At 36.6% G+C, this 20,043-nt stretch carries 16 protein-coding genes and 1 tRNA gene; 9 read left to right on the top strand and 8 right to left on the bottom strand.

Going from position 1 to position 20,043, the window contains the following annotated elements:
- Positions 1 to 16: 16 nt before the first annotated feature.
- The 4 genes from mobC (at position 17) to ABDW32_RS03850 (ending at position 7,619) form a co-directional block, all read left to right on the top strand.
- Positions 17 to 1,960: a conjugal transfer protein MobC gene (gene mobC, locus ABDW32_RS03865; RefSeq protein ID WP_343559553.1), complete on the top strand. Its 1,944-nt coding sequence runs from the start codon at positions 17 to 19 to the stop codon at positions 1,958 to 1,960.
- An 88-nt stretch (positions 1,961 to 2,048) separates the two neighbouring features.
- Positions 2,049 to 3,890: an AAA family ATPase gene (locus ABDW32_RS03860; RefSeq protein WP_343559550.1), complete on the top strand. Its 1,842-nt coding sequence runs from the start codon at positions 2,049 to 2,051 to the stop codon at positions 3,888 to 3,890.
- Entirely contained in the window at positions 3,874 to 5,820 is a 1,947-nt protein-coding gene (locus tag ABDW32_RS03855; protein ID WP_343559547.1) for a UvrD-helicase domain-containing protein, read from the top strand. The genes ABDW32_RS03860 and ABDW32_RS03855 overlap by 17 nt, the downstream gene beginning before the upstream one ends.
- 212 nt (positions 5,821 to 6,032) lie before the next feature.
- The gene (locus ABDW32_RS03850; protein ID WP_343559545.1) at positions 6,033 to 7,619 is read left to right on the top strand and encodes a hypothetical protein; all 1,587 of its coding nucleotides are present in this window, start codon (positions 6,033 to 6,035) and stop codon (positions 7,617 to 7,619) included.
- A gap of 188 nt (positions 7,620 to 7,807) precedes the next feature.
- Here the strand turns inward: ABDW32_RS03850 and ABDW32_RS03845 are convergent, their stop codons facing one another.
- Together ABDW32_RS03845 and ABDW32_RS03840 are read right to left on the bottom strand one after the other, a co-directional pair.
- A complete protein-coding gene (locus tag ABDW32_RS03845; protein ID WP_343559542.1) occupies positions 7,808 to 9,040 on the bottom strand; it encodes a site-specific integrase in 1,233 nt (410 codons plus the stop codon).
- 405 nt (positions 9,041 to 9,445) lie between these two features.
- Positions 9,446 to 9,536, bottom strand: a tRNA-Ser gene (locus ABDW32_RS03840).
- 144 nt (positions 9,537 to 9,680) lie between these two features.
- Between ABDW32_RS03840 and ABDW32_RS03835 the strand changes: the two genes are divergently transcribed.
- Together ABDW32_RS03835 and ABDW32_RS03830 are read left to right on the top strand one after the other, a co-directional pair.
- Positions 9,681 to 10,151: a 3-oxoacyl-ACP synthase gene (locus ABDW32_RS03835; RefSeq protein ID WP_343559540.1), complete on the top strand. Its 471-nt coding sequence runs from the start codon at positions 9,681 to 9,683 to the stop codon at positions 10,149 to 10,151.
- A 77-nt stretch (positions 10,152 to 10,228) separates the two neighbouring features.
- Positions 10,229 to 10,741, top strand: a complete 513-nt coding sequence (locus ABDW32_RS03830; protein ID WP_343559537.1) for a BON domain-containing protein — start codon at positions 10,229 to 10,231, stop codon at positions 10,739 to 10,741.
- 87 nt (positions 10,742 to 10,828) lie between these two features.
- Here the strand turns inward: ABDW32_RS03830 and ABDW32_RS03825 are convergent, their stop codons facing one another.
- The 6 genes from ABDW32_RS03825 to ABDW32_RS03800 form a co-directional block, all read right to left on the bottom strand.
- Positions 10,829 to 11,554: a tRNA threonylcarbamoyladenosine dehydratase gene (locus tag ABDW32_RS03825; RefSeq protein WP_343559535.1), complete on the bottom strand. Its 726-nt coding sequence runs from the start codon at positions 11,552 to 11,554 to the stop codon at positions 10,829 to 10,831.
- The gene (locus tag ABDW32_RS03820; RefSeq protein ID WP_343559534.1) at positions 11,551 to 12,210 is read right to left on the bottom strand and encodes a TatD family hydrolase; all 660 of its coding nucleotides are present in this window, start codon (positions 12,208 to 12,210) and stop codon (positions 11,551 to 11,553) included. Before ABDW32_RS03820 ends, ABDW32_RS03825 begins: the two co-directional genes overlap by 4 nt.
- Before the next feature lie 66 nt (positions 12,211 to 12,276).
- A complete protein-coding gene (locus tag ABDW32_RS03815; protein WP_343559531.1) occupies positions 12,277 to 13,566 on the bottom strand; it encodes an anthranilate synthase component I family protein in 1,290 nt (429 codons plus the stop codon).
- 3 nt (positions 13,567 to 13,569) lie between these two features.
- The gene (locus ABDW32_RS03810) at positions 13,570 to 14,847 is read right to left on the bottom strand and encodes an adenylosuccinate synthase (protein ID WP_343559529.1); all 1,278 of its coding nucleotides are present in this window, start codon (positions 14,845 to 14,847) and stop codon (positions 13,570 to 13,572) included.
- Positions 14,848 to 14,977: 130 nt separating this feature from the next.
- Positions 14,978 to 15,469, bottom strand: coding sequence for a transcriptional repressor (locus tag ABDW32_RS03805; RefSeq protein ID WP_077433329.1), 492 nt, complete (start codon positions 15,467 to 15,469; stop codon positions 14,978 to 14,980).
- 77 nt (positions 15,470 to 15,546) lie between these two features.
- The gene (locus ABDW32_RS03800; RefSeq protein WP_343559525.1) at positions 15,547 to 17,766 is read right to left on the bottom strand and encodes a bifunctional (p)ppGpp synthetase/guanosine-3',5'-bis(diphosphate) 3'-pyrophosphohydrolase; all 2,220 of its coding nucleotides are present in this window, start codon (positions 17,764 to 17,766) and stop codon (positions 15,547 to 15,549) included.
- Positions 17,767 to 17,916: 150 nt separating this feature from the next.
- Here ABDW32_RS03800 and ABDW32_RS03795 point away from each other — a divergent pair, with 150 nt between their 5' ends.
- The 3 genes from ABDW32_RS03795 to bshB1 all read left to right on the top strand — a co-directional run bounded on the left by ABDW32_RS03795 (position 17,917) and on the right by bshB1 (position 20,036).
- The gene (locus ABDW32_RS03795) at positions 17,917 to 18,552 is read left to right on the top strand and encodes a DUF4294 domain-containing protein (RefSeq protein ID WP_343559522.1); all 636 of its coding nucleotides are present in this window, start codon (positions 17,917 to 17,919) and stop codon (positions 18,550 to 18,552) included.
- A gap of 92 nt (positions 18,553 to 18,644) precedes the next feature.
- Positions 18,645 to 19,136 carry a glutathione peroxidase gene (locus tag ABDW32_RS03790; RefSeq protein WP_343559520.1) on the top strand — a complete coding sequence of 164 codons (492 nt, stop codon included), beginning with the start codon at positions 18,645 to 18,647 and terminating at the stop codon, positions 19,134 to 19,136.
- Positions 19,137 to 19,304: 168 nt separating this feature from the next.
- Positions 19,305 to 20,036 carry a bacillithiol biosynthesis deacetylase BshB1 gene (gene bshB1, locus ABDW32_RS03785; RefSeq protein WP_343559518.1) on the top strand — a complete coding sequence of 244 codons (732 nt, stop codon included), beginning with the start codon at positions 19,305 to 19,307 and terminating at the stop codon, positions 20,034 to 20,036.
- Positions 20,037 to 20,043: the final 7 nt, after the last annotated feature.

The following is a 20,043-nucleotide window of genomic DNA, read 5'->3' as shown; positions in this document are numbered from 1 at the left end:
TTTAAATATATTTATTATGTCTACAGGAGAGAACGAACAAGGATTGAGGAAGATTATGGACATGACCAGGTGGATCGCCATCTTTATTTTGGTCCTTCACTTTTATTATTACTTATATGGCCGGTTTAAGGTAATTGGTCTTAGCTGGCCATTTGTAGATAAAGTTTTGATCAACATTTATAAGGTTGGATTATTTACATCCTTTCATAAATCAAAGTTAATTGCACTTACATTTTTATGCCTTTCTTTGATCGGCGTGAAGGGTAAAAAAAGTGAAAACATCACGGTAAAGACCACTTTAAAATACCTGATCCCAGGCCTAATTACTTATTTTATCGGGTATGTTTTGTTTCTTATTCCATGCCCTAGCGATATCGCGGCAATATTATATATTGTAATTACGGTGATAGGAGTGATGTTGTTTATCACCGGCGGCACCTATGCTTCAAGGATAATAATGGACTCCCTGGCTGACGATATCTTTAATGAAGCTAATGAGACCTTCCCCCAGGAAGAGCGGTTAATTCAAAACGAGCATTCCATTAATCTTCCTGCGAAATATAAGCTGAAAGGGAAGGTGAGGAACTCATATATCAATATCATCAATCCCTATCGCGGAGTATTAAACCTGGGCACCCCAGGTGCAGGAAAGAGCTACTTCTTTATGCGCCATGTCATCACACAGCATATAAAGAAAGGATTCACGATGTTCGTTTATGACTTTAAAATGCCTGATCTTTCCGTCATTGCATATAATACATGGTTAAAAAACAAGGATAAATACCCTGCTCAAAGTGAATGCTACTTTATCAATTTTGATGACCTTTCAAGATCACACCGATGTAATCCATTAGACCCGATTGGTATTGTTGATATCACCGATGCTGCAGAGTCCGCACGGACTATTTTGCTTGGGTTAAACAAGTCGTGGATTAGTAAACAGGGCGATTTTTTTATCGAGTCACCAATTAATTTCTTAACAGCACTGATATGGTTTATGCGTAAATATCAGGATGGTGCATACTGTACTCTTCCCCATGTATTGGAGTTAATGCAGGTTGAATATGATGAATTGTTCCCTCTTTTGGCCACCCAACCTGAGATTCAGATTTTGATTAATCCATTCCAAACGGCTTACAAGAACGGAGCAATGGAACAATTGGAAGGGCAGATCGCCTCTGCAAAAATTGCTTTAGCGAGGCTATCTTCGCCACAGTTATACTACGTGCTTTCAGGTAATGATTTTACGCTAAATATAAATGATCCGGCTGCACCTAAAGTTGTTTGTATGGGCAATAATCCTCAAAAAATTAAGACGTATGGGGCCGTATTATCCTTGTATGTAAACAGGCTGATTAAGATCGTAAACCAAAAGGATAAGCTGAAATCAAGCCTATTATTTGATGAATTTCCTACCATTTATCTTAGTGATATTGATAGTCTTATCGCTACCGCCCGTAGTAATAAAGTTGCCACGTTTTTGGCAATCCAGGACATCACCCAGCTTAGGAAAGATTATGGAAAGGAGCAGGCCGATGTTATTATGGGTATTGTTGGAAACATCATTTCAGGTCAGGTTACAGGAGACACCGCAAAGCTTTTATCCGATAGGATTGGCCGGATTATGCAAGACCGGCAGAGCCTTTCCATCAACCGTAATGATACCTCGATAAGCAAAAGTAAGCAATTGGAAGCTGCTGTTCCGGCTTCCAGAATATCGGCCTTAAGCAGTGGAGAGTTTGTTGGAACCGTAGCCGATAACCCAGAAGAAAGAATTGAGCTAAAGTCATTTCATTGTTCAATTCAGAATGACCATACTGCTATAAAAGCTGAAACGGAAGCCTATTTACCCATTCCTATAATACGTAAAATTGATCCTGTGATTGTCCAACGCAATTACCAGGCTATTAGGGATGAGGTCAGGGAAATTGTAAATGCAGAGTTGCAAAGAATTATTTAATATAATTATGCTGTTTAAACTATAATATTATTCACAACATTGTTGTTTAATTTTATTTTCAATATATTGTCATAGCTAAATTATTAACATGCACTTATCAAATTTAAAACTTTGGAACTTTAGAAAATTCGGAAAGGATGGTAGTTTTGATATAGAAAAGCCCGACCTAAATCTTGATTTTAATTCCGGAATGAATGTACTTATAGGGGAAAACGATTCGGGAAAGACCGGGATAATTGATTCCATTAAGCTTCTTTTAAAAACCCACAGTGGAGAATGGATTAAAGTTGAAGAAGAGGATTTCTTCATTGGATCTGAACATTTGAGAATTGAATGCACATTTCTAGGAATGGAAGATGATGAAGCCAAACATTTCACAGAATGGTTAGATTGGGTGACGATAAATGGAAAAAGTGGCCCATTATTGTCTGTAAGTCTTGATGTAATGCGCCGAGATGGAAAAATAATTCCAGCTGACGTAAAGGGGGGGAGCTATCCGACTAGTCATATTTTAACATCAGAGGCGAAAGAGATGCTTAAGGCTACCTACTTGAGGCCCTTAAGGGATGCTAAAAGTGAATTGTCGCCTAAAAGAAACTCAAGGTTGTCTCAAATTTTATATTCACACAAAGCATTTAAGGACAAAACTTCACATAAATTAATGGAGTTGGCACTAGAGTTAAATAAAGGTGTAACGGAGTATTTTAAAGGAAAAGATTCATCAGGCAATGATCTTCCTCCCGAGTTGCAATTAGGCAAGGAAATAAAAGAAGTTATGGATAGTTACTTGGAGCAGTTCTCCAAACGTACAACTGAGTTTAGGATGACATCCGCCGATCTTAAAAACATTTTGGAATCACTTTCTCTTTTATTTCAAGATGCATATAACCTCGGACTTGGAAGTCATAATCTTCTTTGTATAGCATCAGAATTATTACACTTAAAAAAGGACGATTGGAATGGAGTTCGACTTGGACTAATAGAAGAAATTGAAGCGCATCTACACCCCCAGGTACAGATGCAAGTAGTAGATACATTATTATCGTATTCAAATGATATCCAATTAATTTTTACGACTCATAGTCCAAATATTGGATCCAAAATCCCTCTTGAACAATTAATATTATGTAGTAATGGAAATGTTTTCCCAATGGGAAAGGGGTTAACGCTTTTAAAAGAAGATGACTATAAATACCTTGAAATTTTTCTGGATACAACAAAAGCGAACCTATTTTTTTCTAGAGGAGTAATACTTGTTGAAGGTTGGGCAGAAGAAATTTTGGTTCCTGAAATCGCCAATGTAATTGGTATTAATTTAACCGAATATGGAGTTTCTGTAATTAATGTTGGAAGTACTGCATATTTAAATTTTGCCAAAATTTTCCAAAGGAAAAGAGCACCTTTAATGGAAATTCCAGTATCCGTTATTACGGATGTTGATATACGGACTTATTCTAAAGAACTTGTTCTAGGGACCGATGGTACGCCAACATTTACTAAAAAAAATAGGCCAACTTATGACTATATTTTGATTAATTCAACAACAGTCAATAAAGAAACAGCTGAAAAAATTAAACGAATTGATAAATCTATTGGAAATGTTCAATATTTCATAGCTCAAGACTGGACATTAGAGTATTGTTTGTACAAATCTTCCTCAATGAATACTCTCTTTCAGGAATGTGTAAAGGAAATTCACACTAAAACTGACTGGGACACTAATTTCGAAAAAGAGTTATCCAAGAAACTAATAAACAAGTCCCTGGATAAAGTTGAGATTGCATATAGATTACGTAATAAGGTAAAAAACTATTTACTTACAGATCCTGAAAGTAGAAATCCACCGTTAAAAAATATTAAAGATGCATTGGGCACCGGTGATTCTATTGAATACATAATAAAAGCAATAAAACATGCAACAGGAAATTAGTATTACAGATGATCAAATAAAAATCGCTGAAGAAGTATTGCTAAAAGGTCTGAGGTTTGATCTTCAAAGGGTTAGCTTTATAAAGGACCTTTCAACTCATGATTTGCATGCTGTGCCAGGAAGTGGGAAAACCACCGCCTTGTTAGCAAAACTTTTATCACTTGAACAACATTTACCTTTAGTGGGCAATTCTGGAATTCTAGTAATTTCACATACTAATGCTGCTGTAGATGAGATAAAAGAAAAAATTGGACATTTATGTCCGAGACTTTTTTCTTACCCAAACTTTATTGGAACCATTCAAGGCTTTGTTGATATGTTCTTAGCAGTACCTTACTATAAAATCTTGTATAAGAAATCCCCTATCCGCATTGATGACGATATTTATAATGAAAATCATTTTCCTGATTTCAAATTAAGATCATTTTTGAATAGGCGATCAGATTCTCATAAAATTTTATTTGATTATAGGATTAGAGGATTTGATGATCTTAAGTTAGGTTTATCAGATGAAGGCTTTCCATTCAAAAACTCGACTGATACGTTTCAAAAAGTATTAAAAATCAAAAAGGATCTAAGGGAATCTGGTTTCCTGTGTTTTGATGATGCATACATTCTAGCTGAAGAATACCTAAACAAGTTTCCAGGAATTACAAGTATTATTAAGAAGCGTTTTAGTTTCGTTTTTGTGGACGAAATGCAAGATATGGACAAGCACCAATATGACCTTCTTGAGACATTGTTTGCTAATTCTGATGAAGTTTGTTTTCAGCGAATTGGGGACAAGAATCAAGCCATTTTTAATCCTGAATCTTTAATGAATAATATATGGGTAGAAAGAAATGTAAAAGAAATAAATGGCAGCCACCGATTACACAATAATACAGCTTTAGTAGTCCAAAGGCTTGCATTGAATCCTATTTCTGTCCAAGGATTAAGGGTTAATGCTGATGGATCTTCCATCGAAATTAAACCTGTGTTATTTGTTTACGAAACAAACAACATTTCGAAGGTTGTTCCAGCGTTTGCAGAGGAAATAAAAAGATTAATTGATATTGGAAAAATACCTAAAAGTGACAAGAATATTTATAAAGCTATTTCTTGGACTACAAGTAGGTCAGGGGACAAGCCTGAAATGATAAAACTGAACTCTTACCATTCCTCTTTTTCTAAAATTTTAACTAAACCAAAGATTAGCTATAATTCTGTTGAGGATTATCTTTTTTTATATGATGTAAATGATAGAACTATGGCATCAATTAGGAAAAGTATTTTAAATGCAATAATTAAGGTATTACGCTTAGAAAAAATAGAAAATCCATTCAACTCTAGATCATTTACAAAAAGTTCACTAATTGATTTTATAAAAAGGGAGCACAATGCTTATTATGAAAACTATAAATTTAGGATATATCAAATTTGCCGATTAATCATTCAGCAACAAACTAACAATGCTAAAAGAGAATTAGTAAGCTTTATTCATCTGATTTTACAGCTATTTAATAAAACTGTTACTAGTAAATCAACCCTGTTTCTTTCATCAAGTGGTAAACCAACAAATTCAAAAATTGGCAAAGAAAGTATTGAAATATCAAATTGGTACAGAGATGATAATGTATCAATTGAACTTGCAACAGTTCATGGTGTAAAAGGTCAAACCCATACTTGCACTTTATATATGGAAAGCTTTTATCAAAAAAATGTTGAAAAAAAAGGTCAATACGAGTCAACAAGAATTGCAGAGCAACTTTGTGGCATCCCTCTTGATGTAAACGCACATGATTTTGTTAAACAATCACTAAAAATGACTTATGTAGGTTTTTCGAGACCCACTCACTTATTAGGATTTGCTATAGAGAAATCAAGATATGAATCCTCCTTTTTAGGCAAACCAAATGTTAATCTATGGGATGTAAAGTTCGTAGTATAAATAATGGTGTAAGACGTTTGATAAAATAGGTTGTGACGGTTTTAGCAATAAATGATTTAAACAAATAATAATATTTATATAAAAATAATTTACAAAAATTTGATTATTAGCATTTTAGAATTTTCAGCAAATCAGTTTTAAATTTTTTTACCGGCCGCCTAAATAATATATACAAAATAAAATATTAAGGGCAGTGTGACAATTAGTAAACAATGAATGAATACAATAAATTTCTACATGGCTTATTTATAAAGTCAAATGGAATGTTAGGAGGTGAAATTGTTAATCAATTGGTATACAATTTTGGTGTTACAAAAATGAACGCAAGAAAAATTTTGCAACGCGCTGTAGAGGCCGGACTATTTAAATCGAGTGCACCATTAACGTTTGGTAAAGGTCAGTTTTTATATTATTCTTTTAGTAATAAATTAACTCTCGAAAAAATTATAGAGGCTAGTGAAAATACAAGACCTCCACTGTATCGTTTACTAAGACTTCTAATAATTAATGGTGGAATTTCATCATATTTTGAAGCACTTAAAATAACTGCGTCTCCAAGCGTAAAAAATTCATCAAAAATTAATCATGTTAAAGAAATAATATCACCATTAGTTGATTTAGGATTTTTAATTGAAAAAATGGATGAAATCGGTAACCTTTATATTTTGTTAAAAATTAATAGTAATGGAGGCGATGATGAAAATTTATACATGCAATTAATCAAAAAGCACTACAATGATATAAGGATCGATGCTTTATTTGTGGCCGACATATCCAGATGGATTTTTGACTTAGGATTGAGTAATTTTAGAGGCTTTTATCGTTCCACCTCAAAGCCTACTTTCGGAGTTGAACATAATAATTTGTTTTGGGATGCTTATAGCTACTCTAACATAAGGGGATTTACTGGAGATTTTAATAATCAACCTGAAAATAATGAAAAACAGACCTTTATACCTATTGATGTTGTAATTTCAAGAGAATATAGCAAGATTGATTTAGACGCTTTTTTGTCAAGAATTAATGTTCATATAAATTCAACAAAAACAAATAAAAGAAAAGCCTTAGCTGTGATAGTTTTTGTAAAAATTTCCAAACATGCATACTCTGCAGCTAGAAAACTTGGCTTTCTCACAATTAGTTTAGAAAAAATATATGGAAACAATATTTTAAAGTTAATTGATAGTATAAGTAATTCTACAATCGACATTGAAGAAAAACAGAGTGAAAGAATTTCTAAAGCACTAAATGAAATAAATAATAATGGGCTGAATGATCAATTAAAAGCAGTTAGAGGTGCGTTATTTGAAGCGTTAATGAATATTGTACTTTCAAAAATATATTCTTCATCAATTATAATTCCCGGTTATATTTTAAAGGATTCTAAAATTACTAGAGAATATGATTTATTAATTGACTCTATTCGGCCCGAAGAAATTTTACTTGTTGAATTAAAAGGTTATGCAGGAAATTCTTATATAAACTTAGGCGATAGTCAAAAAAAGGGAACATTAAAATATTTTTTTAAATCCTCGGTTCCATTAGCACAAAGAGAATATGTTTCGAATCGTTTCCTTGATAATTCTAATATTAAAGCTCTATTTATTACAACAGGGGATTATCATTCAGAATCCAAAGATTTTATTAACCAAATGAACAAGAGCAAATTCAAACCTTCAAAATTACCATCGACTATTTTAAATGGAAACGAATTGATTGATTTTTTAATTAAGGAAGGATTTAAACATGAGGCAAAGGTTATCAAAAAATTTTATGTCGATTTTAAGGCTGAAAATTAGAAAATCTAAAGACCTCGATGCTCAAGGAACTACCATCCTTGAAAGGTAAGAGTTGCAATTGTTACAATAGATTTTTGTTCGAATATCAAAAAAGAACTGGAGTTCAATTATTCTATACCTACATATATATAAAAGCCCAGCATTTGCTGGGCTTTTATATATATGTAGGTAAGCCATTAGATCCGAAACTAATTCGTTGATTCAACCTTTGAATATTTCTTTTTTAGAATATGCATATCATTACTAATCTTGGTGTCTACAATTTTTGCGTAATGCTGTGTTTGTTTTATAGATTTGTGTCCTAGCATACGTGAAACTGTTTCCAACGGAATCCCATTTGTAAGAGTGACCGTTGTTGCAAAAGTATGACGGGCCATATGAAAAGTTAACTCTTTATTGATCCTGCAGATGTCTGCGATCTCTTTAAGGTATGCGTTCATTTTTTGATTTGAAATGCAAGGGAATACCTTAGGATTAACTTCAGAAATGGTTGAGTTTTTATATTTATTTATTATAGTCATTGCAGGAGGTAAAATTGGAATTCTTGCTAAACTATCTGTTTTCTTTCGCTTGTATGAAATCCATTTCAGCTTATCCACACCTACATAAATTTGGTCTTTCCTTAATCTGTAAACATCAATATAAGCCATTCCAGTAAAACATGAAAAGGCAAATATGTCCCGTACTAATCCTAGTCTTACTGTTTCAAATTTTTGATTTAATAATCTTTCTAGTTCACTAGGCGATAAGAACTCTTTTTCCACTTCCTTATGTTTTAACTTAAAACCATAAAATGGATCTTTCTTTAACCACCCCAATTTTACACAGTGAAGTACTACAGTTTTAAAATTGGCAATATATTTTGAAGTAGTATTCTGGTTGCAGTCTCGATGAGTTTTGAGCCAAAAATCAAAATCTTTAACAAAATCATAATCCAACTTTCTAAGTTCCATATCGTCTTTTTTATATTTCCACTTTATAAACTCCCTGGTATGGCTTAATGCTGTTTCATATCTTTTAATTGTTCCTTCAGCATAATCCTTATTTTCTAGTAGACTCATTTTCTGGTTGTACTCAAGAAAAACTTCCAAGACCATTTTACGGTCGTTTGTAGAGCCAAAAAGGACCTGAAATATATTTTCAGTAGTAATATCTTCTCCAGACGCTATTAGTTCTTTTTTTACAGCGTATACCTTTACAACTAGAGCATCAATAAATAAATTGAGCGTTTTGGCATCTTCTTTATTTCCAGATGCTCTATTTGATCCCTGATCCCACCGATCTTTAAACCAGGTCCTTTTTGTTGAAAATTCCTTCGAAATACCGTTTACAGTAATTCTACCATACAATTTTCGTTTTAATCCATCACTGCTGTCAGTTTTCTTTAAAAAGAACAGCAATCCAAAGCTTTTTTCTAACATACTAAAAATTTTAAATGGTTATACAAAGTTCGGACTGAGGCTTCTTCAAGACAAGATGTAAATCTATTTAACTAGTTGATATACAATATTTTATCAACATGATCGTGGCAGTTTTATTTGAATTTGTGGACTGCCACGATTTACGCTTTTTATTTTTGAGTATTTCTGCATTTTTTGAGATATAGAAATAAAAAAAATGCCCTGCAAATACTGTATTTACGGGCATTTTATGTTTTTATCCTTATCGACTTAAAGTAAAAAAAGCGATATTTTGTATAAAATATCGCTTTTTGCAGAGAGGAAGGGATTCGAACCTTGTAGGCTAAAGCCGCTTCCAGAGCGTATTTTATAGTAGTAAAAACAAAAATGCCACGAATAGCGATTATTCGTGGCATTTGTATCATTTGGCGGAAAGGGAGGGATTCGAACCCTCGATACAGTCATCCCGTATACAGTCTTTCCAGGACTGCTCATTCGACCACTCTGACACCTTTCCGTGTTTCAGTGCACAAATGTAGTCATTTTTTGTTTTATTGCAATACTAGAAATCTTTTTTATAGAATGATTTGCGCTATACTATTGATCATAAGCCCTTTGTTTTTATATTTTTTTGAATAAAACATATTTCTTATTTTTCAGAATGACAAATAGCTATTTCGAGATAAAAAAGAAACTTTTAGAAATCGCAATCCAACGGACGAACGATCGCATCGAAATGGTCGAATCGGCATTGGAAACTGCCCGGGACTCAAGTAATGACGATACAAAAAGTAGCGCAGGAGATAAATACGAAACCTCGCGTGAGATGATCCAACAGGACATCAACCGGTATCAGGGGCAGCTACTTGAGGCAAACAAAGATTTAATACAGCTCACAAATATTACGTCAACAATAGCGGATAAAACTGATTTTGTCAAATTGGGCAGTCTTGTTAAAACAAATGTAGGATTCTACTTTATCGCTTCAAGCATTGGTGCCATAAAAATTGGTGATAATAATATTTTTGTTATCTCCGTGGCGTCGCCAATAGGTCAGCTGCTTTTGGGAAAGAAAATAGGGGATAGTTTCCTCTTTAACAAATTAAATCAGACCATATCCGAGCTTTATTAAATTACCCAAATGGAGGGAAGGTAAACAATATGCGCTGATAACTGTTTCTAATATATAGACGAACATAAAACAATAAGATGAAATTAAACAGGTTACTTTTGATATTTTCATTTGGTGTTTTGCCTTTTTTTCACGCTTGCCGTTCACCGGAATCCGATAATAAGCTAAAGTCTAAAATTGAAGCAGCTTTAGCAGATAATCAGGGCATTGCAGTGGATGTGGAGGAAGGTAATGTGACCTTGAACGGGCAGCTGGGATCAGACTCATTAAAACAGGTTGTGGAAGAAAAAACAAAGATCGCTGGCGGTGAAAATATTAAATCCATCCACAACAATATTATGGTAAATCTACCTGAACCCGAAGACGCCCGTGAAAAATATCACGAGATAGTGGAAGGAGCAGTTGATTCTACTCTCACTCGGGATGTCAATCGGGTGCTGGAAGATTTCCCGACCATCACAGCGCAGGTGAAGGAGGGAATTATTATTGCAACAGGCAATATTGAAAAGACAAACATAGATTCGCTAAAGAAAAGACTGGAACATATCAAACCCAAAGGAATTGATATGAAAGGTGTAACTGGTCGATAATTTTCTTATTCCTATTAAAATATAAAAGCTATGCATCTGTTGATGCATAGCTTTTATTATGTGTACATATGTTTATTTGCTACAAATTTAAACATTTTCCATTAAATCCCGAATAGCTACCGAGGCAATAGCTCCGCCAAATGCTGCAGGTAGATAAGACATTGTTCCATAGGCTGACTTTTTGAAATTACTTCCATCGGTATATAACAGCGAACTTTTATCGGGCAATTCCGTAGAAAAAGCAACTTTAACACCATCACGGATGCCGTGCTTACGCAATTTCTTACGAATATGCTGGGCCAATTTACAGTTGTAGGATTTACTGATATCTGCAATTTCTATTTTCGTTGGATCAACTTTACCGCCAGCACCCATTGAGCTTACAAAGGGTATTTTGGCTTCCAGCGCTCTCCTGATAAAGAATAATTTGGGTGTAATGCTATCGATGGCTTCCACACAGTAGTCTGGTGCTAAATCCAACAAAGCCGGTATCTTTTCAGGAATAATAAAGTCCTGAATGACCGTTAAATCTAATTCCGGATTAATAGCCAATAGGCGTTGCCTCATGATTTCAGCCTTAGCTTCACCATGGTTTGTTGCAAGTGCTGGCAGCTGTCTATTTCTATTGGATGGATCTACCGTATCACCGTCTATAATGGTCATCTTACCAACCCCTGCACGACAGATAAATTCAGCCGCAAAGGATCCCACACCGCCCAGACCAAGGACCATCACATGGGAATTCGCTAATTTTTCCAAAGCTGCTCTACCAACCAGTGCTTCGGTGCGTGACAGCCAACTTAAATCTTTCATTTTTTTAATACAATCTTATAATTATGATATAATGCCTGCTTGAGCACCACTATCGGAATAGATCGGACTTTTGCGACATATTGATATAGGGTAGCAACCTGAGTTGCAGTATAGGTATCTGTTTCCAAAAATAAATGCCCTAACGGGATGTTTCTTAGCACTTCGTCCTGACTTCCATCCAAACAATGCGTTCCGATCGAAAGATGAAATCCCCTGTCTATGAGCTGCTTGGCCAAGGCCCAATTCTTGCGATAACCATGGAAGATAACAGGTAAATGAAATTTTGCTTTTAACAAAGAAGCTAAAACTTCCTGAAAGGCGCGAACGCAATGAATTATCAAAGGTTTATGAAAAGTCATCGCCAATTGAATCTGCCGATCAAAAACCTGCTGCTGTACACCGAAAGGGACAGTAATATTTTTATCCAGACCGCATTCACCTACTGCCACCACATTCGCTCCCTGTATTATCGTCTGCATCAACGCTAAGGCTTCCTCTGTATTGCCGTTTATATACCAGGGATGCAAACCAATAGAACAGTCCTCCCCAATAATCGTCTCATTGTGGTTCAATGCTATATTTACAACAGATAGGGTAGAACCATTCTGCATTGCATTGGATCGATGTGTATGAATATCAATATAGGGAATCTGCATTGTCAATGCACAAAGGTCGAAAAAATAGTTGAAGCAAAAAATATTCTCTATAAAATTAGTATAGTTTTATCGCTCCAACTTGCTGTTGAGGGCCTGTAAAATTGCAGAAGCTTTTAAAAGACATTCCTGATATTCCTGTTCTCCTAATGCTTGGTTGGTAACAGCACCACCTGTATGAAACGACAGGTAATGTTCCTGCTGATTGTAAAGGAGGGAACGGATCACGACGTTAAAATCAAATTCGTCATGTAAGGTATCAAAATAGCCTATGGAGCCTGCATATACACCTCTTTTTGAGTCTTCTATCTGATCGCAAATACGCATAGCGGCAATCTTTGGAGCGCCTGTCATGGAACCCGCAGGAAATGTATGTCTAAATACGTCCATATTGGACACCTTTGGATCTTGTATACTGGTAATTGTCGATATCATCTGATGTACCTGTTTAAAAGATTGGATTTCAAACAATCGTGTAGCTTCCACTGTTCCGGGAAGGGCACTTCGTGTCAAATCATTTCGGACAAGATCCACAATCATTACATTTTCAGCAATCTCCTTCTGTGACTGGAGCATACGATTGATGATATCCTGATCTTCCTGTTTCGTAACACCTCTTTTAGCGGTACCTTTAATAGGTTGCGAGATCAACTTGCCTTTTCTCTTTGCCAAAAAACGTTCCGGAGAAGCACTCATGACAAAATGCTGCCCAACTCTGAAAAAGTTGCTGAATGGAGTAGGTGATACGGCATTCAATTTTAAATAGATCTCCACTGGGGAAATATCTGCATTCTCAGCGAAGAATTCCTGACAGAGATTTACTTCATAAATATCACCGCGTTGAATATGCTGTTGTACCTTATCAAAGGCACTAAGATATTCTTCTTTCGTCCACCGCGCCTGTATTCGAATAGCTAAACTCTTATCTGCCTGCGGGATCATTGTATCGCAGATGGACTGGTAGACTGAAGCCGGATCATCCGCTTGAATCTGCACCTGCCTTTCCGTTATGCTCACGGTAATTGCTGGAACAAAAAAATAAGCAGCCGGAAACCCTAGTTTATCTATTGCGCTGGTCTGTAATTCTTCAATCTCATTTTTGAGATCATAGGATAGAAATCCGGGAACAAAACCATTTTGATGTTTTTTCAGGAACTGTTGCAGTTGATCCAATACATTATCATCCGCACAAAAAGCATGTAATGCTTTCACTGCCAGTACACTCTCAAATCGTCCCCATTGGTCTGGCGACCCATTGCTATTAAAGAAAGAAATTTCATCAAATTGCCCTGACCAGTGCAGGGCTTTTTGATGAAATTTATCTTTGGAATCGAGAAGATCAAAACTTTCGATCCGCATATTTTATTTTGATAAAGCCAATGTTTGTTTACGATCTGGACCTACCGACAAAATCGTGATCGGAACTTCGAGAGCTTTCTCTAAATAAGAAATATAATTACTTAAAGCCTCAGGAATCTCAGCTTCAGAGCTGATACCGGTCAAATCTTGTTTCCATCCCTGGATTTCTTCCAAAATTGGCTCTGCCTGATGTGTAATAATCTCATATGGCATATAATCGATCACTTCACCATTATATTTATAATGTGTACAAGCGTAGATCTTATCGAAGGTATCCAATACATCCGCTTTCATCATGATCAGGTCAGTCACGCCATTCAACATGATCGCATACTTCAATGCAGGGATATCAATCCACCCTGTACGGCGTGCACGGCCTGTTGTGGCTCCGAATTCATGCCCCAACTGACGTAGTCGCTCGCCAGTCTCATCATGAAGTTCAGTAGGGAAGGGACCTCCACCCACGCGGGTTGCATAAGCTTTGAAAATTCCGTATACTTTACCGATTTTGTTTGGCGCAATACCAAGACCGGTACAAGCTCCAGCAGTTGTTGTGTTGGAAGAAGTCACAAATGGGTAAGAACCAAAATCCACATCCAACAGGGTACCCTGAGCGCCCTCAGCCAGTACACGTTTGCCTTCTTTCAGATACTGATTCACCAAGTGTTCTGAATCCACATGTGGAATGGTTTTAATGAATTCAATTGCCTCCAAAAACGCTTGTTCTTTTTCACTGAAATCAGGAATTTCTCCATAGTGGGAAAGAATATTCAAGTGTTTTTCCTTCAACTTTTGGTAACGCTCCTGAAAGTCTGGAAGTGTTGTATCACCTACACGTAAACCGTTTCTACCAGTTTTATCCATGTACGTTGGACCAATACCTTTTAACGTAGATCCGATCTTACCGGCACCCATTTTCGATTCTGAAGCAGCGTCCAATAATTGGTGTGTCGGCAAAATAAGGTGTGCTTTGCGCGCTAATACCAAATTGCCTTTACCCACCGGATCAAAACCAGCTGTCTTAAGGTTGTCTAATTCTCTTTTTAGGATAATCGGATCGATAACGACTCCATTACCAATAAGATTTAGTGTACCTTCATTGAAGATACCAGATGGAATTGTGTTGAGCACGAATTTTTTGTTATCAAATTCCAACGTGTGTCCGGCGTTAGGGCCGCCTTGGAAACGAGCGATTAAATCGTATTTTGGACAAAATACATCTACGATTTTACCTTTACCCTCGTCACCCCATTGTAAGCCCAAAAGCACATCAACTTGCATAGCTTTTAAAGTATAGTAATTAAAATGTTATTAATAAAAATAGACTCATTAAAAAAATAAAAATGTTCAGGAATTTTTCTCCTGAACATTCCTGAACAAATGTACTATTATATTTAACAAAAATATAAGATTAATTTGAAATAGCTTCCTGAGCTACACTTTCTTCTTTTTTATTTTTTTCCTGACATTCCTGACATACACCGTATAAATTTAAAGAATGGTGTTTGATGTCAAACTTCAATAAGTCCCCCATAAGGCTCTGGATCTGATTGATACGTGGATCACAAAATTCAACAACCTTATTACATTCAATACAAATCACGTGATCGTGCTGTTTAAAGCCATAAGATTTTTCGAATTGAGCCATATTACGGCCAAATTGATGTTTGGTGACTAAATCACAAGACACCAGGAGTTCGAGGGTATTATAAACTGTAGCACGACTGACCCTGTATTTTTTGTTCTTCATATGGATATATAAAGACTCCACATCAAAGTGATCAGTACGTGAATAAATCTCCTCCAAGATCGCATAACGCTCCGGAGTTTTTCTTAGATTTTTATTTTCTAAGTATGCTTCAAAGATTTTTTTTACAGTTGCAAAATTTTCAGCTTGATTCATAGTAAAAATATTCTTGTACAAATTTACCAATTTAGATTGACATTTGATAGTAATTCTAAATTGTGATATTCATTTGATTAATTTTCAGATTCATAACGATTTACTCCTGTTATACCTCTTACTTGTTTGAGATTTTTCATCAAGCTTTCCAATTGCTGGGTGTCATTGACATACACCATGATATTTCCGTCAAAAATACCATCATTACTGGATATAGACAGCGAGCGGATATTGACTGCAAATTCCTGGGAAATAACGGTGGTGAGTTTGTTTACCAAACCTACATCATCGATCCCCACAATATGCAAACCGGTCAGGAATGCAGAGTCTTTTGTGGAAGCCCATCGTGCCTTTAGGATACGATAACCGTAGTTGGCCATCAATTTGGATGCATTTGGGCAACTGGTACGGTGAATCTTGATCCCATCATTAACAGTCAGAAAACCAAAAACATCATCCCCAGGAATCGGATTGCAGCAAGGGGCTAAGGTATAGTCAACTTTTTGCATATCATCCCCAATAAGAATGGTATCGAATTCTTTCTTATTTATTTTCTCGACTAGACCACCAATATGGCTGTTAAACTGATTACCAGAAGAAGAACCCACGTTGATTTCAACCGCTTTCTCATGAGCTACATATTCCCGCAACTGCTTGATATCAACGACTCCTTTTGCTACATTATAAAAAAGATCCTGAGAACTTGGATACTTCAGATAATTAGCAATCTTGTTGATATTATCCGTATTATAGGTTACTTTCAAAGATTTCAATTTACGCTCTAGAATTTCCTTGCCATCCTCTGCCACTCTTCGTTTTTCCTCTTTAAGAGAAGATCTAATCTTCGATTTTGCTTTTGCGGTGACGACAAAATTGAGCCAATCTTCTTTTGGTGACTGCTTGCTGGAGGTGATGATCTCCACTTGATCTCCATTCTGTAAGACATGGCTTAATGGGACCAACTTATGGTTCACTTTGGCACCGATACAACTTGCGCCGATATCGGAGTGAATCTCAAATGCAAAGTCCAAGGCCGTCGCATTGTTGGGCAATTGGATTAACGTGCCTTTTGGTGTGAAAATAAAGATCTCGTCTGAGAACAGGTTCATCTTGAAGTCATCCACGAAATCCATGGCATTCTGGTCAGGACTACTGAGTACATCACGTACCTTTTTGATCCATTGATCCAGACCTGAATCGGAATTGGACTCTTTGTATTTCCAGTGTGCCGCAAACCCTTTCTCCGCAATTTCATTCATCCGTTTGGTTCGAATCTGCACCTCCACCCATTGGCCTTTAGGCCCCATCACTGTTGTGTGTAAGGATTCATAACCATTTCCTTTGGGTGAAGAAATCCAATCGCGCAAACGGTCTGGATTGGGACGATACAAATCTGTAACGATGGAATATACCTTCCAACATTCGGTTTTTTCCTTCTCATCTACCGCATCGATAACGATACGAATGGCAAACAAATCATATACTTCCTCAAAAGGTATTGATTTCTTGCGCATCTTGTTCCAGATCGAGTGAATAGACTTCGGTCTTCCAAATACGGCCGCTTTAATCCCTTGCTCTTCCAGAATCTCCTTAATAGGGCCTATGAAATCACCTATGAATTTCTCGCGTTCAGCTTTTTTCTCATTCAGTTTACGGGCAATAAATTTGTATGTATCCGGATCAGTAAACTTCATGGATAGATCTTCCAATTCGGATTTAATGGCATACAGCCCCAGACGATGTGCCAAAGGGGCATACAGATAGCTGGTCTCCGAAGCAATCTTTAGCTGCTTGTCTCTTGCCATAAACTCCATAGTCCGCATATTATGCAGCCTGTCAGCCAATTTGATAAGAATAACACGCACGTCATCCGCAAGGGTGAGCAGCATTTTACGGAAATTCTCAGCCTGCATTGAACTATTGGGATCAAATATTCCGGAAATTTTTGTTAATCCATCGATAATGCGACGAACTTTCTTCCCAAACATTTCCTCGATTTCGTCCAAAGTTACATTGGTATCCTCAACAACATCATGAAGCAAAGCGCATACAATGGAAGTCGTTCCCAGTCCGATTTCCTCCGCAGCTATTTGGGCTACCGCAATAGGATGATAAATATAAGGTTCCCCTGATTTGCGCCGCATTTCCTTATGACTATCCAATGCCAAATCAAAAGCTTTACGAATCTCTTGCTTATCGCCACGCTGCAAAGTAGGCTTACAGGCACGCAATAATGCACGGTAGCGTTTTCTTATCTCTTTGTTTTCTGCCTCTATATCAATCACATAATCTTTCATAAACGTTGCAGGTAAATGATGTTTTTTTGAGTATTTTTGTTTAATTTAGTTAATGTATTTCGAATACGATTATCAAGCTAACTTATTTTGTAATAAATTTACCAAAATATAATAGCATTGACAAATTAAAAGAGTTATCCAGTCATTCAGATGAAGACAATAGTATGTGGTTTGTTGCTTTTTCTCCTTGGGACTTTGCCAGGTATGGCTCAGACACAGTCTCTTGTTCTTCCTTTGTACGGTGAAGGAGCCCAGGAGACAGTCACTGATTATATGACCACAACTTTGCCTTCAGGTGAGATATTACCTTGGTTTCCCATTCCCGAAGTGATTATTACCAGGAAGAGGGTATGGTCAAGCGAGGAAGCCCGACGGGAATATTTGCGCTTTAGAAGAAATGTACTAAAGGTGCTTCCCTATGCAATCTACGCACAGAAAAGGTACGACCAACTGGATCGCGATCTGGCCATGACATCCAACAAAAAGCAACATGAGGTTTTGGTGGAGAACTGTGAGAATGATGTGAAACAAATGTTTAATAGGGAAATTAAAAACATGACGATTTCCCAGGGTAAAATCCTTATAAAGCTGATAGACCGCTATACCGGACATACCAGCTATGAAATGGTGAAGGAAATGAAAGGAGGAATCTCCGCATTTTTTTACCAAGGGGTTGCCAAAATTTTCGGGCATAATCTAAAATCAACATACGATCCAAAAGAGGACTTTGAAATCGAAAATATTATCCGTGAATTTGAAAGGTCGAGACCCAAACCAGTGATGTAAGGGTTCCGTTTAAATCAATTTACATCATTTACGGTGATATTATTCTGGGACCGGGGATGGAGATCGTCATGTAGCACCTAAATTAAAACGATATGAAAACGATCTATGACTTTGATGCTTTGCAATTCAATGGAACCATGAAGTCTCTTGCGGATTTTGAAGGAAAGGTTTTGTTGGTCGTCAATACAGCAAGTCAGTGCCTGTTCACAAGACAGTTTAAATCGCTCGAAAAGCTCTACCAAAAGTATAAGGAAAGGGGATTTGAGGTACTGGCATTTCCGTCCAACAATTTTCGAAATCAGGAACCTTTGACAGGCACTACATTGGAAACTTTCTGCAGAATAAACCAACAGGTCAGTTTCCCCGTATTTAAACGTAGCCATGTCATTGGCACTTATACGACCCCCTTATACAGTTTTCTATCAAATAAAGCGGAGAATGGCCATATAAATAGCAAACCTTCCTGGAACTTCCACAAATATCTAATCAACAGGCAAGGGGAAGTTGTGGATTTCTATTACCCCACGACTTCGCCATTGTCAAGTAAAATTTGTCGTAATATCGAACGACTTTTGGCAGAGTAAGCCACAAACTTCTTACCTTTGGCCTCGGCTTCCAAAGCGTACAGTCTATATGTATTTATTGTCTTCAAGACGACAATAAATACGACAAGATGAACTGTATATACGAAAACGGTATTTTACCCGATTTTGTTGAGCTTTGAGAACTTAAACAGAATAGAAGAGATAAATATGCTAAAACTAGATTTACTTGTCATTGCCGTACATCCAGATGACGCAGAATTAGGGGCAGGCGGAGTAATGGCAAAATATGTTGCCGAAGGAAAAAAAGTAGGAATTGTAGACTTGACACAGGGTGAGCTGGGCACACGTGGCACAGCGGAAACCAGAGCCCAAGAGGCAAAAGATGCAGCAGCTATACTCGGATTGGCGGCTCGCGAGAACCTTGGTCTGAGAGATGGCTTTTTTGAAAATGCCATGGCCGAAAAAATGGCCATTATAAGTGCAATAAGAAAATACCAGCCTGAAATCGTTATCACGAATGCGATTACAGACCGTCATCCCGATCATGGTAGGGCAGGGCAACTTGTCAATGAAGCCTGCTTTCTTTCTGGCTTAAGAAAAGTAGAAACCAGAGACGATAATAATCAGACTCAGGAAGCTTTTCGCCCGCGGCTCGTATTGCAGTTTGTGCAAGATTATTATATTAAACCCGACGTGGTCATTGATATTACAGATTACTATGCTATAAAGGAAAAGTCAATCCTGGCCTATAAAACACAATTTTACACAGGTGAGAATATCAATCCTGACGAACCGCAAACGTATATCTCCAATCCGGATTTTATGGAATCTACAGCTGCTAGAGCGCGGGAATTTGGTCGTTATATCCAAGCAAAGTATGCCGAAGGGTTTACATCTAAAAAGATATTGGGCGTCGACGATATCTTTCATCTAAGATAACGAATTT

The sequence above is a fragment of the Sphingobacterium sp. genome (assembly GCF_039596235.1).
Classification (GTDB): domain Bacteria; phylum Bacteroidota; class Bacteroidia; order Sphingobacteriales; family Sphingobacteriaceae; genus Sphingobacterium.
The sequence above is the reverse complement of the archived record's forward strand: the minus strand, read 5'-3'. Positions and strand labels throughout refer to the sequence as shown.

Bases quoted from the DNA above. Each gene is read 5' to 3' on its own strand.
- mobC (WP_343559553.1), top strand. From the start codon at position 17: ATGTCTACAGGAGAGAACGAACAAGGATTGAGGAAGATTATGGACATG.
- ABDW32_RS03860 (WP_343559550.1), top strand. From the start codon at position 2,049: ATGCACTTATCAAATTTAAAACTTTGGAACTTTAGAAAATTCGGAAAG.
- ABDW32_RS03855 (WP_343559547.1), top strand. From the start codon at position 3,874: ATGCAACAGGAAATTAGTATTACAGATGATCAAATAAAAATCGCTGAA.
- ABDW32_RS03850 (WP_343559545.1), top strand. From the start codon at position 6,033: ATGAATGAATACAATAAATTTCTACATGGCTTATTTATAAAGTCAAAT.
- ABDW32_RS03845 (WP_343559542.1), bottom strand. From the start codon at position 9,040: ATGTTAGAAAAAAGCTTTGGATTGCTGTTCTTTTTAAAGAAAACTGAC.
- ABDW32_RS03835 (WP_343559540.1), top strand. From the start codon at position 9,681: ATGACAAATAGCTATTTCGAGATAAAAAAGAAACTTTTAGAAATCGCA.
- ABDW32_RS03830 (WP_343559537.1), top strand. From the start codon at position 10,229: ATGAAATTAAACAGGTTACTTTTGATATTTTCATTTGGTGTTTTGCCT.
- ABDW32_RS03825 (WP_343559535.1), bottom strand. From the start codon at position 11,554: ATGAAAGATTTAAGTTGGCTGTCACGCACCGAAGCACTGGTTGGTAGA.
- ABDW32_RS03820 (WP_343559534.1), bottom strand. From the start codon at position 12,210: ATGCAGATTCCCTATATTGATATTCATACACATCGATCCAATGCAATG.
- ABDW32_RS03815 (WP_343559531.1), bottom strand. From the start codon at position 13,566: ATGCGGATCGAAAGTTTTGATCTTCTCGATTCCAAAGATAAATTTCAT.
- ABDW32_RS03810 (WP_343559529.1), bottom strand. From the start codon at position 14,847: ATGCAAGTTGATGTGCTTTTGGGCTTACAATGGGGTGACGAGGGTAAA.
- ABDW32_RS03805 (WP_077433329.1), bottom strand. From the start codon at position 15,469: ATGAATCAAGCTGAAAATTTTGCAACTGTAAAAAAAATCTTTGAAGCA.
- ABDW32_RS03800 (WP_343559525.1), bottom strand. From the start codon at position 17,766: ATGAAAGATTATGTGATTGATATAGAGGCAGAAAACAAAGAGATAAGA.
- ABDW32_RS03795 (WP_343559522.1), top strand. From the start codon at position 17,917: ATGAAGACAATAGTATGTGGTTTGTTGCTTTTTCTCCTTGGGACTTTG.
- ABDW32_RS03790 (WP_343559520.1), top strand. From the start codon at position 18,645: ATGAAAACGATCTATGACTTTGATGCTTTGCAATTCAATGGAACCATG.
- bshB1 (WP_343559518.1), top strand. From the start codon at position 19,305: ATGCTAAAACTAGATTTACTTGTCATTGCCGTACATCCAGATGACGCA.